The sequence below is a fragment of the Bacillus cereus genome (assembly GCF_025917685.1).
Classification (GTDB): Bacteria; Bacillota; Bacilli; order Bacillales; family Bacillaceae_G; genus Bacillus_A; species Bacillus_A cereus_AT.
The window spans coordinates 255,001-270,000 of sequence record NZ_CP089518.1 but is presented as its reverse complement, the minus strand read 5'-3'; the positions used below and the strand labels follow the sequence as shown (position 1 = coordinate 270,000).

The following is a 15,000-nucleotide window of genomic DNA, read 5'->3' as shown; positions in this document are numbered from 1 at the left end:
TTTACCACTTTCATCAGCAACCAATATTTTTAAAGCTCTATTTCCTCGCTCTAAATTTTGATTCTCCATTTCGATCATATTGGATATAGCTTCTAATTTATTTTCATGAACCGAACTATTCGCTGCTCTTTGAGCTTGGTAATTAATTTGTTGCATACCAGACCGATAATCGACAGTCGCTTGACGATTCGCATTCTCAAAAAATGGCGCAGCTCCCTTTGCAAAAAAAACTCCTAATAACGCACAAGCAGCAAAAGTAGTAACCAATTGAATTCTTATACTCTTTCGTACGCTCTTTACTAATTTCTCAATTAATTGTCTTGTTTTCCTCACATAAGTAAATGGATTAAATATCTTTTTCAATCTTATACCCCACTCCCCATACTGTTTTTATATATCTAGGTTTCCTTGGATTCTCCTCAATCTTTTCACGTACTTTCCGAATATGAACCATTACCGTGTTATCCGACTGGAAAGATCGTTCGTTCCACACCTTTTCATAAATTTGTTCTGCACTAAACACCATACCTGGGTTTCTAGCTAACAATTCTAAAATTGAAAATTCCCTCGGAGTTAGTTTCACTTCTTCTCCCTCTACAATAATTTTATGGGTCGAGATGTTTATTTTCATCTCTCCAATTTCTAGCTCGTCCTCATTTTGAATAGCAAAACCATTCATTTTCATATAACGGCGTAATTGAGATTTAATTCGTGCAATTAACTCTAATGGATTAAAGGGCTTCGTTATGTAATCATCTGCTCCTGTTGTTAATCCTAAAATCTTATCCATATCTTGCGTTTTGGCAGAAAGCATAATAATCGGCATTTCCTTTGCTTCCCTTACTTTCATACACATATGAATACCATCTACTTTTGGCATCATAATATCTAATACGACTAAGTGCACTTCATTTTCTTCTAATATACGTAACCCTTCTTCTCCGTCCCCTGCTTGCAGTACTTTATATCCTTCATTCTTTAAATAGATTGTAATAAGATTCCTAATTTCTTTTTCATCATCTACGACAAGTATTGTTTCGTGTGCCACAATATCTCCCCCATCACTTTTTTAATCCCTAACTTCTATTATAGGAAAACTTCTGAAGAAAAACGCTCGGAAATCCTTAAGATTTTCTGAAGACGCAAAAAAGGTCTAGACTCCCCTTAAGTCTAGACCTTTCAAAAAACCCCTTTTATTTACGAACGTAGATGAAATATAGTACGAATAAAACTCCCATAACATACATAATTGGATGAACCTCTTTACGACGGCCACTCACAACCATTGTAATTGGATAGAAGATAAATCCGATTGCAATTCCTGTTGCGATACTATACGTAAGTGGCATTGAAATGATAGTAAAGAATGCTGGTACTGCAATCTCGAATTTCTTCCAATCAATTTCTCCTAAAGATGAAACCATCAAGATTCCTACAATAATTAATGCTGGTGCTGTTACAGCTGGTGTCACAACACTTAATAGCGGCGAGAAGAATAGTGCCAGTAAGAAGAACCCTGCTGTTACAACTGCTGTAAATCCAGAACGTCCACCCGCTGCTACCCCTGCAGAAGATTCAATATAAGACGTTGTTGTTGATGTACCTAAAATCGCACCGATTACAGTTGCAATCGCATCTGCAAATAGTGCTTTTCCTGCACGTGGTAATTTATTGTTCTTCATTAATCCCGCTTGATTCGCAACCGCCACGAGCGTACCTGCTGTATCAAAGAAATCAATAAAGAAGAACGTTATAATAACAATACCCATTTCAACAGTGAAAATGTCTCCAAAGTGAGTTAACGCCACACCGAACGTTGGTTCTAGGCTCGGTATTGCTCCCACTACAGCTTTCGGAGTATCAATTAATCCCGTTACCACTCCTAAGATCGCTGTAAGAATCATACCGTAGAATACTGCACCATTAACTTTCTTAATCATGAAGATGATTGTAGTAACAACTCCGAAAATTGCTAGTAAAGTTGTGCCCTTTGTTAAATCCCCCAATCCAACAAGGACAGCATCATTCTTTACGATAATTCCAGCGTTTTGGAATCCAAGGAAGGCAATGAATAATCCAATACCCGCCGCTACTGCAAACTTTAACTCTGATGGAATTGCATTAATGATTTTTTCACGAATACCTGAAGCAGTAAGAATAATAAAGATAATACCTGACATTAATGTTCCAGCAATTGCCGTTTGCCACGGAATTCCCATCGTTAACACCGCTGTATAAGCAAAGAACGCGTTTATTCCCATACCTGGCGCTAAAGCAATCGGATACTTCGCAAATATCCCCATAATTAACGAACCAATCGCCGCTGCTAATGCTGTAGCAACGAATACTGCACCTGGATCCATTCCTGTACCTGCCGGTAACCCTTTAACATTTCCAAGTGACAGCGTAGCAGGATTGACAAATAGTACATAAGCCATAGATAAAAATGTCGTTAAACCTGCTATGAACTCTGTTTTATAATTTGTGCCGAGTTCATCAAACTGAAAATAGCGTTTCATCTTACGTTTCCCCCGTTATATGATTACTCGCCGTATTTCACCCTAGCCCTCTTTTATCTATTAAAAATAAAAAAGGCTTCCATTGCATATACATGGAAGCGTTCTATGAATAAAGACAAGTTTCCCCTCATCTTTATAAAAACGCCTCGTAGTCAAGCCATTTACGGTAGCTAGGTAGAAACTTTCGGGCCATATCCCCGATATTATACGACGGCATAATATTCACTTTTCGTTTGAATTACATACTCATATTAACTCGAGGAGGTGGTTTTGTCAATTTAAAAACGAACATTTTTATAAACTTTTATATTTTCGTTCGTATTAAGGGTAAAAACAAAAAGATCCATCTATACATGAACGATAGATGGATCTTTTTTATTACAATACTATTCCCACTCAATAGTTGCTGGTGGCTTACTCGTTATATCATACACGATACGGTTAACGTGTTTTACTTCGTTTACGATACGTACAGAGATTTTCTCTAATACATCCCAAGGGATACGTGCCCAGTCAGCTGTCATACCGTCAATAGATGTTACTGCGCGGATACCTACTGTGTAATCGTAAGTACGCTCGTCACCCATAACACCAACACTACGCATACCAGGAAGCGCAGTGAAGTATTGCCAAACTTCACGGTCTAATCCCGCTTTTATAATTTCTTCACGTAAAATCGCATCAGATTCACGAACGATTTCTAATTTCTCTTCTGTGATTTCACCTAATACACGAATACCAAGTCCTGGACCTGGGAATGGTTGACGCCATACGATTTCATCAGGAATTCCTAATTCTGATCCTAATACACGTACTTCATCTTTAAATAACGTGTTTAAAGGCTCAATTAATTTGAACTGCATGTCTTCTGGAAGTCCACCAACGTTATGGTGAGATTTAATTGTTTGTGCAGTTGCTGTACCACTTTCAACGATATCCGTGTAAAGTGTACCTTGCGCTAGGAAGTCCATTCCTTGTAATTTAGACGCTTCATCATCAAATACGTAAATGAATTCGTTACCGATGATTTTACGTTTTTGTTCTGGATCTTCTACACCTTTTAACTTGTTCATGAAGCGTTCTTTTGCATCCACTTTAATAACGTTCATGTGGAAGCCTTCGCTAAATGTTTTCATAACACCTTCTGCTTCATCTTTACGAAGTAAGCCGTGGTCAACGAAAATACATGTTAACTGATCACCGATTGCTTTATGAATTAATACTGCTACAACAGAAGAGTCTACACCGCCACTAAGTGCGCATAGTACTTTTTTGTCTCCAACAGTTTCACGGATTTTCTCTAATTCTACTTCGATAAAGTTCTCCATGTTCCATCCTTCAGAACAACCACATACGCCGAATACGAAGTTTTTAATTAAATCGTTACCGTGCTCAGAGTGACGTACTTCTGGGTGGAATTGTACACCGTATAAGTTTTTTGCTTCATTGCTCATACCAGCAATTGGACAAGACTCACTTGTTGCATCTACTACGAATCCTTCAGGTAAACCAGTTACTAAGTCACCATGACTCATCCATACAACTTGCTCTTCTGGAAGGTTCGCATATAATTTTGATTCGTTCTCTACTTTAAGAACAGCTTTTCCGTATTCACGGTGGTTTGCGCGTTCTACTTTACCACCGAAGTGTTGTGTCATAAGCTGCATACCGTAACAGATACCGAAAATCGGTAATCCTAGCTCGAATATTTTTTCATCACAATGTAATGCACCTTCACCGTATACACTATTTGGTCCACCAGAGAAAATAATCCCTTTTGGATTCATTGCTTTAATTTCTTCTGCAGTAATTGTATGTGGATGAAGTTCACTGTATACACCGAACTCACGAATTCGACGTGCTATTAACTGATTGTACTGACTCCCAAAATCTAAAACGATAATTGTATCGTGCTGCTTTTTCAAAATAATCACCCCAACGTTAGTTCTCGTATATAAATATTTTCACCAATTTGGCGAAAAGCATTACCAATATAATAAAAAAAGCCAGTCCTCCGCCTCTAGTCTCATAACAAAGAAAAGGCAGGGGTCTGGCTTTATAAAGAAAGATAGTCTCCGCTCTTTATAAATATAAGACACACTGCCTTCATAGTCAGGTTGTTTACGGTAACCCGGTAGAGACTCTCAAACCATATCATTGAGGATATATGAAGGATCGTTTTATATTATCTTCCTAGATTCTAACAATGAAGTATCAGTATGGTCAAGAGAGAAAGCGACAAAATTCTACAGAAATTCATTTCCTTTTCTAAAAAACACAAAAAAACATCCACTTCTATATAGAAGTGGATGTTTTTCGGGCAAACGGAATTACATCATTCCGCCCATACCGCCCATGCCCATGCCGCCCATGTCAGGCATTGCTGGTGCATTTGGTTCTGGCTTGTCAGCAACTACAGCTTCAGTCGTTAAGAACATAGCTGCAACAGATGCTGCGTTTTGAAGTGCAGAGCGAGTTACTTTAGCTGGATCTACGATACCAGACTCAAGCATGTTAACCCATTCGCCAGTAGCTGCGTTGAAACCAACGCCTACTTTTTCGCCTTTTAGACGCTCTACAACTACAGATCCTTCTAGACCAGCGTTGATTGCGATTTGACGAACTGGCTCTTCTAATGCACGAAGTACGATGTTGATACCTGTTGCTTCGTCGCCTTCAGCTACGATAGAAGCTACTTTCGTGTACACGTTCATAAGTGAAGTACCACCACCCGCAACGATACCTTCTTCTACTGCTGCACGAGTTGAGTTAAGTGCATCTTCAATACGAAGTTTGCGCTCTTTTAACTCAGTTTCAGTTGCTGCACCTACTTTAATTACTGCTACGCCACCTGCTAATTTAGCAAGACGCTCTTGTAATTTTTCACGATCGAATTCAGAAGTAGTTTCTTCTAATTGCGCACGGATTTGGCCAATGCGAGCTTCGATTTGTTGTGTATTCCCAATACCTTCAACTACAGTTGTGTTTTCTTTCGTTACAACGATTTTACCTGCGCGTCCTAAAGATTCAACTGTAGCAGATTTTAAGTCACGTCCTAATTCTTCAGTGATTACTTCGCCACCAGTTAAGATTGCGATATCTTCTAACATTGCTTTACGACGGTCACCAAATCCAGGAGCTTTAACAGCTACTACATTGAATGTACCACGAAGTTTGTTCACTACTAATGTAGCTAACGCTTCGCCTTCTACATCTTCAGCAATGATAAGAAGTGGTTTACCTTGTTGTACCACTTGCTCTAATACTGGTAAGATTTCTTGGATGTTAGAAATCTTTTTGTCAGTGATTAAGATGTATGGGTTATCAAGAACCGCTTCCATTTTGTCAGAATCAGTGATCATGTAAGGAGATGCATATCCACGATCAAATTGCATACCTTCTACTACGTCTAATTCTGTTGTGAATCCTTTAGATTCTTCTAAAGTAATAACGCCGTCGTTACCAACGCGCTCCATTGCTTCAGCGATTAATTGACCTACTTCTTCGTCAGCTGCAGAAATAGCAGCTACTTGTGCGATAGAAGATTTGCCTTCGATTGGTTTAGAAATCGCTTTTAATTCTTCAATTGCAGCAGTAACAGCTTTTTCGATACCTTTGCGAAGACCCATTGGGTTAGCACCAGCTGTTACGTTTTTTAAACCTTCACGAATCATAGCTTGCGCTAATACAGTTGCAGTTGTCGTTCCGTCACCAGCTACATCGTTTGTTTTGCTAGCAACTTCTGCCACTAATTTCGCACCCATGTTTTCGAATGCATCTTCTAATTCGATTTCTTTTGCGATTGTTACACCGTCATTTGTAATAAGTGGTGAACCAAATTTTTTCTCAAGTACAACGTTACGACCTTTTGGTCCAAGCGTTACTTTTACTGCGTTTGCAAGAGTGTCGACACCGCGAAGCATCGAACGACGTGCTTCTTCACTAAATTTAATATCTTTTGCCATAATAATTGACCCCCTTGGATTTTTAAAATGTATATAATTAACCGATAATTGCTAAAATGTCACTTTCACGTAAAATCAAGTAGTCTGTACCTTCGTATTTCACTTCAGTACCTGCATATTTTGAGAAGATGATAAGATCACCTGCTGCTACCTCTAAAGCAACACGCTCACCATTTTCAAGCACTCGGCCTGTACCTACTGCAATAACTTTACCCTCTTGTGGTTTTTCTTTTGCAGTGTCTGGTAATACAATACCACTTGCTGTTTTTTCTTCTGCTTGAACAAATTCAATTACAACGCGATCACCTAATGGCTTTAGCATGAACAATAACCTCCTCATTTTGTTATGTAAATTTTATTTATTAGCACTCAAGTCACCCGAGTGCTAACACACTTATAATAATAAATAATCTCAATTTCTTTTGCAAGTAAAAAAATCATAATTTTTTCGCAAATTACTATATAAACTTTTCTATATAGAATCCTACTTCTACTACCTTTACTATATGAATCGTTGTTTCCACTACTCGTATGTTACAATATGAAAGGACACCCTAAGTTGTTTTCGCTACACACACAACTTTTTCCTGTCTTCTATTATCATTTCAAATGAGGATTTACGAAAAAAACATAATTTAAGTGACAGTTTATATCGTAGGTAGCATATTTACATGTTATCCTACCTTATCTCATACACTAGAGTTAGAAAGGATGGTTAAACCCTTTGAAAAAACAATATTGGTGGGTTATCGTTACATACATTTTAATGCAGTTATCTTCAATTGCCGGATTACCACTTCTCTTGAAAACTGGACTTTATGATAATAAGGGATTTACTAGAGAGGAGAAATTCCAACTCATAACTGGCCATTGGGCAATCATTAGCTTCTTTATTGCATTATGTATCGTACTTTGGTTACTTAGAACAGATATTCGTGACAGGCATTTAGATAAAATGCGCTCTACTGTTCCAGCTACAATTGGATGGATTTTTATCGGGTTTTTCTTAGCATTTTTCTCACAAAGTATTGCTGGTATGATCGAAATGTATGTATTAGGTATTAAACCTGGATCTGAAAATACAGCAAGACTTATGGATATCGCAAGAACAACACCTTGGTTCCTTATTGTTGTATCTATTATAGGGCCAATTTTAGAAGAAATCGTATTTAGAAAAATTTTATTTGGTACACTTTATAAGAAGTTTAACTTCTTTATTGCCGCTATTATTAGTTCCCTTGTATTTGCGGCGATTCATTTTGATTTTACTCACTTATTGGTATACACTGCTATGGGGCTCGTATTCGCCTTTTTATATGTAAAAACGAAGCGTATTATCGTTCCAATTGCAGCCCATGTTGCAATGAATACATTAGTTGCAGTTGCTCAAGTTTTAGTAAGCAATGAACAAATTCAAGAAATGATTAAAGAAGCTGAAAAAATGCAAGGCTTTATCGGAGGATTTTTTGTATGAGAAACTCACCATTGTTCATGGCTGCATTGTATTTTCTTCTTGGATGTATCTTTACACGTTTCGCCATTACGAACGTAACAGATACAATCTGGAATATGTGGACAATACTATTTGCAGTTATGGCAACAATTGATTTTAATTTGGCACTTCGCCTTATCTTAGTTAAATTCACAAAGAAAAAACAATAATAAAACGCAGAGGTCGCTTCCTCTGCGTTTTATTGTGGATAATTCTTCAAAAAGTACACAAGTGTTTGTAACTCTACAGCTAAATCAATATGATGAATTCTTATATTCTCTGACACATTTAAGCGTGCTGGTGTGAAATTTAAAATACCATGCACGTTCGTTTCTGCCAATCTATCTGCCACAGATTGTGCTACTGTAGCGGGTACTGTTAATATTGCCACTTGTATATCAGTTGATAAACGTTCTTCTAGTTCATCCAAATGATATACAGGAATGCCTCCGATTTCTGTTCCAACTTTCTCTTCACTAACGTCAAACGCCATTTCAATTTTTGTATTATTGTTTTTCGTGAAATTATAATGTAAGAAAGCGGTCCCTAAATTACCTACTCCAATAAGTGCTACACGTGTTATATCATCTTGGTCGAGTGTTTCACGGAAAAATGATAATAAATAATTTACGTTATATCCATAACCTTTTTTCCCTAACGCTCCAAAATATGAAAAATCTCTTCGAATAGTTGCGGAATCAACCTTTACCGCTTCACTCAATTCGGCTGATGAAACACGTTGCTTACCAGAAAGAGATAAGTTTTGGATAAATCGATAGTATAGAGGCAATCGTTTGGCAGTGGCCTGTGGAATTTTTTGCTGATCCATATAACCTCTCCTCTCTTCCTATCTTTATTCATATACTTGAATCAAATACAAAAGTTTAGCACTCATGAATTTCCTTGTATAATAAAGAGAAGAAGTATTCTCTCTTTATTTTAAACTATACACTATTTTTAGTATGATTGAGAAATATAAACATGGCAAAGTTAAGAAATTATTTGAGGTGAAAACATTGATTTTATTACAAGTAAACGCGCTTTCGAAATTATACGGTGCAGAAACGATTCTTGCAAACATAAAATTGGAAGTACAAACGAAAGATCGTATCGCACTAGTCGGACGAAATGGAGCCGGAAAATCTACATTATTAAAAATAATAGCTGGTGAGTTATCTCATGATGGTGGTGAAATTATAAAACCAAAAGATGTCTCAATGGGGTATTTAGCTCAAAATACCGGATTAGAAACGTCTTTAACAATTTGGGATGAAATGTTAACCGTCTTTACACACTTGCAGCAAATGGAGACAAAACTTCGAAGGCTAGAGCAAGAGATGGGCAAAGAAGAAAACTTTTCAAATGCAGCTATATACGAGAAATTATTAGCTGATTATGATCAATTACAATTAGATTATAAAGATCAAGGTGGCTATCAGTACGAAGCGGATATCCGCTCGATTTTAAGCGGTCTTGGCTTCCCAGTTGAAATGCACCAGACGACAATTTCTACATTAAGTGGTGGGCAAAAAACACGATTAGCTCTTGGTAAATTATTATTAACTAAACCAGATTTACTTATTTTAGACGAGCCTACAAACCATTTGGACATTGAAACATTAACTTGGCTTGAACAATATTTACAAGGTTATCCTGGCGCAATTTTAATCGTTTCCCATGACCGTTATTTCTTAGATAAACTCGTTACACAGGTATACGAAATTTCTAATAAGGAAAGCAAACGATTTGTTGGTAACTACAGTAAATATTTAGACTTAAAATCGGCACTATACGAGCAAGAGATGAAACGGTATGAAAAACAACAGGATGAAATTGCTAAACTTGAAGACTTTGTGCAAAAAAATATAGCTCGTGCATCTACAACAAAGCGCGCTCAAAGTCGCCGTAAACAATTAGACAGAATGGAATTATTAACTAGACCATTGGGCGATTCTAAGTCAGCTTCCTTCCACTTTGATATTGAAAAACAAAGCGGAAATGATGTTTTACAAGTGAAAGATGCAACTATTGGCTATGATGAAGATCCGATTATTGAACATGTAACTATGCGCTTAACTCGTGGGGATAGTGTTGCTTTAGTTGGACCGAACGGAATTGGGAAATCCACATTGTTAAAATCACTTGTGAATAAGTTACCTCTACTAAATGGTGATGTTTCTTTCGGATCAAATGTATCTGTTGGTTATTATGATCAAGAACAAGCTAACTTAACATCTTCTAAGCGAGTTTTAAATGAACTATGGGATGAATATCCTCTGCAACCTGAAAAAGAAATTCGCACTATACTAGGCAACTTTTTATTCACAGGGGATGATGTACTAAAGCCAGTATCTTCTCTTAGTGGTGGACAAAAAGCCCGATTAGCTCTTGCAAAGCTTATGATGCAAAAATCAAATTTACTAATTCTTGATGAGCCAACGAACCATCTTGATTTAAATAGTAAAGAAATTCTAGAGAATGCTTTAATTGATTATCCAGGTACTCTTCTATTCGTCTCTCATGACCGCTACTTTATTAATCGTGTAACGACAACCGTTGTTGAGTTATCAACAGAAGGTGCACAAGAATATTTAGGTGACTACGATTACTACGTTGAAAAGAAGAATGAAATGATTGAACGTGCAGAATTTGAACAACAAGAACAGCAAGAAAATCAGGCACCTGTTCAAAAAACTGTAGCTCAAGAAAAATTAAATTATCTCGAAGAAAAAGAGCGTAAACAATTAGAGCGTCAACGCACTCGGAAAATTGAGGAGCTAGAACAAAACATCGTAGAATTTGAAGAAGAAATTGCTACATTAGAAGATCAGCTTTGCTTACCAGAAATATATGCAGATTATGAAAAGGCTAGTGAAATTACATCTAAAAAGCAAACACTACAAGAACAACTTGAAGCTTGTATGGCAGAATGGGAAGAACTGCATATATAAGTGAACTTAAACAAAAAGGATGTCTCATACGTCGAGGATGTGTGAGACATCCTTTTTATTTTCTATTTTAAAATCAGTGCCTTAGCACATGAAATTATATCAACGATTTTTTGAATATATATACCGTAACTTAAAATATATGAATGATTCGACAAGAACTATCGTTTTACCGACAAAGATTGACAATAGTAGCAACCTATATAATAAGAGGCGGATGTTTCAAAAGTTTTTTGGGGATATCTTCTTGTTTTTTATTTCCCGAAAAAGAATATCTTTAAAGGTCAGACCTCATCCGCTTTATCCACAAGTTTATACACATATCCACCTTTATAAAATAGACATTAAAATAACTTTTCCACATTATCCACATTCCACAAAAAAGTTATACACATTTTATATACACAACAAAACCCATATTATCAACAGATAACATGGGTTTTGTCCACAGGTTGTGGTTAATTTTGTGTATAACTATGCTTCAATATCTAATCCTGGATTTGCATTTAAAGCTAATGTCGCACGTTTTCCTTGTTCGTATGCAATTGTACCTGCAGCTGCAATCATCGCTGCATTATCTGTGCATAAAGATAGAGGCGGGATAATTAGCTCTATATTTTCTTTTTGTGCAAATTCTGCTTCTAAACGTGCACGAAGCCCTTTATTAGCAGCTACTCCACCAGCAAGAAGCACTTGCTTTACGTTATATGCATCCGCCGCACGAGACGCTTTCGTTACAAGTACGTCGATTACACTTTCTTGGAAACTTGCTGCTAAATCTTCCGGTGCAATTTCTATACCACGTTGTTTTGCGTTATGCACAGTGTTGATAACTGCCGATTTCAATCCACTAAAGCTAAAATCATACGAATCCGGCTCTAGCCATGCACGAGGTAAATCAATTGTCGGCTTTCCTTCATGTGCAAGGCGATCAATATGAGGACCACCTGGATATGGCATAGATAACGTACGAGCTACTTTATCATATGCTTCCCCTGCTGCATCATCTCGTGTTTCACCAATCACTTCAAATGAACCGTGTTCTTTCATATAAACAAGCTCCGTATGTCCACCAGATACAACAAGTGATAGTAATGGGAATTGTACTTCTTTTACTAAACGGTTTGCATAAATATGACCAGCAATATGATGAACACCAACTAGAGGGATATCATGCGCAAAAGCCACAGCTTTCGCTGCATTTACACCTATTAAAAGTGCTCCAACCAAACCAGGTCCTTCTGTTACGGCAATTGCATCAATATCCTCGAAAGTGATATTTGCTTCTTTTAAAGCTTCCTCTAGCACAACTGTAATTTCTTCTACATGGTGACGGGATGCAATCTCTGGTACGACTCCACCAAAACGCTTATGACTTTCAATTTGTGATGCAACGATATTCGCAATAATTTCCGTTCCATTTTTAACAACTGCTACTGCTGTTTCATCACAGCTTGTTTCAATACCAAGTATAATCGTATTTTTTTCCATTATATATTCACCCACATTACGAGACCATCTTCCTGATTGTCTGCATAGTATCGTTTACGAATCCCACCATTTTGAAATCCGTATTTTCTGTATAACTGTTTTGCTACTTCATTTGATACGCGTACTTCAAGTGTCATCGTTTTTACTCCTAGGTCTTTCGCCTCCGAAATAACCTCTTTCAATAAGGCATCTCCTAACTTTTGACCTCGGTACTCTGGCAAAATAGCTATATTTGTTATATGTGATTCATCAATAATTATCCACAATCCACAATAACCAATTACGCGACCATCTTTTTCTAGCACAACATAATGTGCATGTTCATTCATCGCTAATTCACGTTGAAAAGCATCTGCAGTCCAAGGAGTTGAAAAAGACGCTTCTTCAATAGCTACAATTTGAGCAATATCATCGAGTGCCATCTTTCTAAATATCATATCCATTTTCTATAGACCTCTACTTCTTTTGACTTTCTAACCAGTTTGTTTCAGCTTCCGCTAAACGAAGGTAACTAGGTACAAACGTATGCACATCTTGTTCTTCTTTTTGTAACCCTAAAAATGCTAGCTCACTTGGTCTTGGGTTATTCTTAGTGAAAGGAGCAAATACAGCTTGATCACCTAAGTATTCTATAATTGTTTCTTTATGCAATTTAACATCGTTACCAATAAATAAAACAGGCTGTTCTTTATCTTTTAACATTTGCAACCAGTCAACAATAAGCATAATTCGGTCTTCTTCTATTGAAGTTAACTGCTCCCCTTCATATGTATATAGCCCCGTGTAAATTTGACCACGTCGACCATCAAATAAAGGAGAGATTAATCCCTTAAAATTAGCACCATTTGCTGCCACTACTTCTAAACTTGATACACCTACAATTGGTATTTGAAGTGACCAAGCTAATGTTTTTGCAGCTGTCACACCTATACGAACACCTGTATATGATCCAGGTCCAGCTGCTACAACGATTTTAGTCAATTCTTTCGGTTTTACACCACATTCTTTTAAAAGTTTCTCTACAGCTGGCATAAGACGTACAGAATGATTTTTTGTTAAATTTGTAATGATTTCTCCGATCACGTTCCCTTCCTCAATAAGGGATACACCCATTACGTAATTTGAAGTATCAATTGCTAGTACTTTCATTTTGTAATAGCTCCTCACATAATCTAATATAACGATTTCCAATTGGTTCGAGTACAATTTTCCTTGTATCATCTCCAGCATGGAATAAACTGATTTGTAACTTTTCATTCGGTAAATATTCTTCTATTAAATGAGCCCATTCTACTACTGTAATCCCTTCACCATAGAAATACTCATCAAAGCCTAAGTCTTCTTCACTTTCTGCTAAACGATATACGTCCATATGATATAGCGGCAATCTCCCTTTATATTCTTTAATAATATTGAAGGTAGGACTATTTACAACTCTTTTCACACCAAGACCCTTTGCTAGTCCTTTTGTAAAAGTCGTCTTTCCAGCTCCAAGATCTCCTTCTAAAATAATTACATCTTGCGCCCCGACAAGTTCACCTAGTTTTTCTGATAATCTTTGTGTTTCCTCAGAAGATTTTGTTGTTACTTCATATTTACTCACAGACTTCACCTACTTTATTCACAATGTTCTCTGCTCTTTATTATACAGGTTTTAAATATATAAAAAAGTCCTTAGGAGTTTTCCTAAGGATAGTTTGACTGTCTTTATTAGTTTTTTGTTAAAACAAATAAAAAAATACGAAACAACTTGTTTCGTTCTTTTCTTTATATAAAATGGCGGTCCCGACCGGGGTCGAACCGGCGATCTCCTGCGTGACAGGCAGGCATGTTAACCACTACACCACGGGACCATTGGTTGCGGGGACAGGATTTGAACCTGCGACCTTCGGGTTATGAGCCCGACGAGCTACCGTGCTGCTCCACCCCGCGATGATATAAATAGCTTGGCGACGTCCTACTCTCACAGGGACAAGGTCCCAACTACCATCGGCGCTAGAGAGCTTAACTTCCGTGTTCGGTATGGGAACGGGTGTGACCTCTCTGCCATCATCACCAAACTATGAAGGCATATTCCTTCAAAACTAGATAACATTTGCTACATATTATATGGTTAAGTCCTCGATCTATTAGTATTCGTCAGCTCCACATGTCACCATGCTTCCACCTCGAACCTATCAACCTGATCATCTTTCAGGGATCTTACTAGCTTACGCTATGGGAAATCTCATCTTGAGGGGGGCTTCATGCTTAGATGCTTTCAGCACTTATCCCTTCCGCACATAGCTACCCAGCTATGCCCTTGGCAGAACAACTGGTACACCAGCGGTGCGTCCATCCCGGTCCTCTCGTACTAAGGACAGCTCCTCTCAAATTTCCTACGCCCACGACGGATAGGGACCGAACTGTCTCACGACGTTCTGAACCCAGCTCGCGTACCGCTTTAATGGGCGAACAGCCCAACCCTTGGGACCGACTACAGCCCCAGGATGCGATGAGCCGACATCGAGGTGCCAAACCTCCCCGTCGATGTGGACTCTTGGGGGAGATAAGCCTGTTATCCCCGGGTAGCTTTTATCCGTTGA

Annotated in this window: 14 protein-coding genes, 2 tRNA genes, 2 rRNA genes and 2 riboswitches (2 of these 20 cut by a window edge); of the genes, 3 read left to right on the top strand and 15 right to left on the bottom strand. The window is 37.7% G+C overall.

Annotated elements, in window-relative coordinates; genetic code table 11:
- The 6 genes from ampS to groES form a co-directional block, all read right to left on the bottom strand.
- On the bottom strand, positions 1-363 hold the beginning of the coding sequence (gene ampS / locus LUS72_RS01550) for an aminopeptidase AmpS (protein ID WP_097832304.1). It extends 1,143 nt beyond the left edge of the window; only the first 363 of its 1,506 coding nucleotides appear in the window; it begins with the start codon at positions 361-363; the stop codon falls past the left edge of the window.
- Positions 347-1,048, bottom strand: coding sequence for a response regulator transcription factor (locus LUS72_RS01545; RefSeq protein ID WP_097832305.1), 702 nt, complete (start codon positions 1,046-1,048; stop codon positions 347-349). The genes ampS and LUS72_RS01545 overlap by 17 nt, the downstream gene beginning before the upstream one ends.
- A 145-nt stretch (positions 1,049-1,193) precedes the next feature.
- Entirely contained in the window at positions 1,194-2,519 is a 1,326-nt protein-coding gene (locus LUS72_RS01540) for an NCS2 family permease (RefSeq protein ID WP_097832306.1), read from the bottom strand.
- Between the two features lie 129 nt (positions 2,520-2,648).
- A riboswitch (purine riboswitch) is annotated at positions 2,649-2,750 on the bottom strand.
- 155 nt (positions 2,751-2,905) lie between these two features.
- On the bottom strand, positions 2,906-4,444 hold the full coding sequence (guaA, locus tag LUS72_RS01535; RefSeq protein ID WP_000743904.1) for a glutamine-hydrolyzing GMP synthase: 1,539 nt from the start codon (positions 4,442-4,444) through the stop codon (positions 2,906-2,908).
- Between the two features lie 164 nt (positions 4,445-4,608).
- A riboswitch (purine riboswitch) is annotated at positions 4,609-4,710 on the bottom strand.
- 139 nt (positions 4,711-4,849) lie between these two features.
- Positions 4,850-6,484 (bottom strand): chaperonin GroEL, encoded by a 1,635-nt coding sequence (gene groL, locus LUS72_RS01530; protein ID WP_001029987.1) that lies wholly within the window; start codon positions 6,482-6,484, stop codon positions 4,850-4,852.
- A 37-nt stretch (positions 6,485-6,521) separates the two neighbouring features.
- On the bottom strand, positions 6,522-6,806 hold the full coding sequence (groES, locus tag LUS72_RS01525) for a co-chaperone GroES (RefSeq protein WP_264448509.1): 285 nt from the start codon (positions 6,804-6,806) through the stop codon (positions 6,522-6,524).
- Positions 6,807-7,208: 402 nt separating this feature from the next.
- On the opposite strand from groES, the gene LUS72_RS01520 reads away from it, so the two are divergent.
- Together LUS72_RS01520 and LUS72_RS01515 are read left to right on the top strand one after the other, a co-directional pair.
- Positions 7,209-7,958, top strand: coding sequence for a CPBP family intramembrane glutamic endopeptidase (locus tag LUS72_RS01520; protein ID WP_097832307.1), 750 nt, complete (start codon positions 7,209-7,211; stop codon positions 7,956-7,958).
- Positions 7,955-8,146 carry a YdiK family protein gene (locus tag LUS72_RS01515; RefSeq protein WP_001246201.1) on the top strand — a complete coding sequence of 64 codons (192 nt, stop codon included), beginning with the start codon at positions 7,955-7,957 and terminating at the stop codon, positions 8,144-8,146. Before LUS72_RS01520 ends, LUS72_RS01515 begins: the two co-directional genes overlap by 4 nt.
- Before the next feature lie 29 nt (positions 8,147-8,175).
- Here LUS72_RS01515 and LUS72_RS01510 read toward each other — a convergent pair whose 3' ends face one another.
- Positions 8,176-8,805 (bottom strand): redox-sensing transcriptional repressor Rex, encoded by a 630-nt coding sequence (locus LUS72_RS01510; protein WP_000372704.1) that lies wholly within the window; start codon positions 8,803-8,805, stop codon positions 8,176-8,178.
- A 187-nt stretch (positions 8,806-8,992) separates the two neighbouring features.
- Between LUS72_RS01510 and LUS72_RS01505 the strand changes: the two genes are divergently transcribed.
- On the top strand, positions 8,993-10,927 hold the full coding sequence (locus LUS72_RS01505; RefSeq protein WP_218011735.1) for an ABC-F family ATP-binding cassette domain-containing protein: 1,935 nt from the start codon (positions 8,993-8,995) through the stop codon (positions 10,925-10,927).
- A gap of 471 nt (positions 10,928-11,398) precedes the next feature.
- On the opposite strand, the gene tsaD is transcribed toward LUS72_RS01505, so the two are convergent.
- The 8 genes from tsaD to LUS72_RS01465 form a co-directional block, all read right to left on the bottom strand.
- Positions 11,399-12,415 carry a tRNA (adenosine(37)-N6)-threonylcarbamoyltransferase complex transferase subunit TsaD gene (gene tsaD / locus LUS72_RS01500; RefSeq protein WP_000414578.1) on the bottom strand — a complete coding sequence of 339 codons (1,017 nt, stop codon included), beginning with the start codon at positions 12,413-12,415 and terminating at the stop codon, positions 11,399-11,401.
- Positions 12,415-12,858 carry a ribosomal protein S18-alanine N-acetyltransferase gene (gene rimI / locus LUS72_RS01495; RefSeq protein ID WP_141533562.1) on the bottom strand — a complete coding sequence of 148 codons (444 nt, stop codon included), beginning with the start codon at positions 12,856-12,858 and terminating at the stop codon, positions 12,415-12,417. The genes tsaD and rimI overlap by 1 nt, the downstream gene beginning before the upstream one ends.
- Before the next feature lie 13 nt (positions 12,859-12,871).
- A complete protein-coding gene (gene tsaB / locus LUS72_RS01490; protein ID WP_071744102.1) occupies positions 12,872-13,564 on the bottom strand; it encodes a tRNA (adenosine(37)-N6)-threonylcarbamoyltransferase complex dimerization subunit type 1 TsaB in 693 nt (230 codons plus the stop codon).
- Positions 13,545-14,018: a tRNA (adenosine(37)-N6)-threonylcarbamoyltransferase complex ATPase subunit type 1 TsaE gene (gene tsaE, locus LUS72_RS01485; protein WP_097832309.1), complete on the bottom strand. Its 474-nt coding sequence runs from the start codon at positions 14,016-14,018 to the stop codon at positions 13,545-13,547. Before tsaE ends, tsaB begins: the two co-directional genes overlap by 20 nt.
- Before the next feature lie 174 nt (positions 14,019-14,192).
- Positions 14,193-14,268, bottom strand: a tRNA-Asp gene (locus tag LUS72_RS01480).
- 2 nt (positions 14,269-14,270) lie between these two features.
- A tRNA-Met gene (locus LUS72_RS01475) sits at positions 14,271-14,347 on the bottom strand.
- Between the two features lie 12 nt (positions 14,348-14,359).
- A 5S ribosomal RNA gene (gene rrf / locus LUS72_RS01470) occupies positions 14,360-14,475 on the bottom strand.
- A gap of 49 nt (positions 14,476-14,524) precedes the next feature.
- A 23S ribosomal RNA gene (locus tag LUS72_RS01465) occupies positions 14,525-15,000 on the bottom strand (it continues 2,444 nt past the right edge of the window).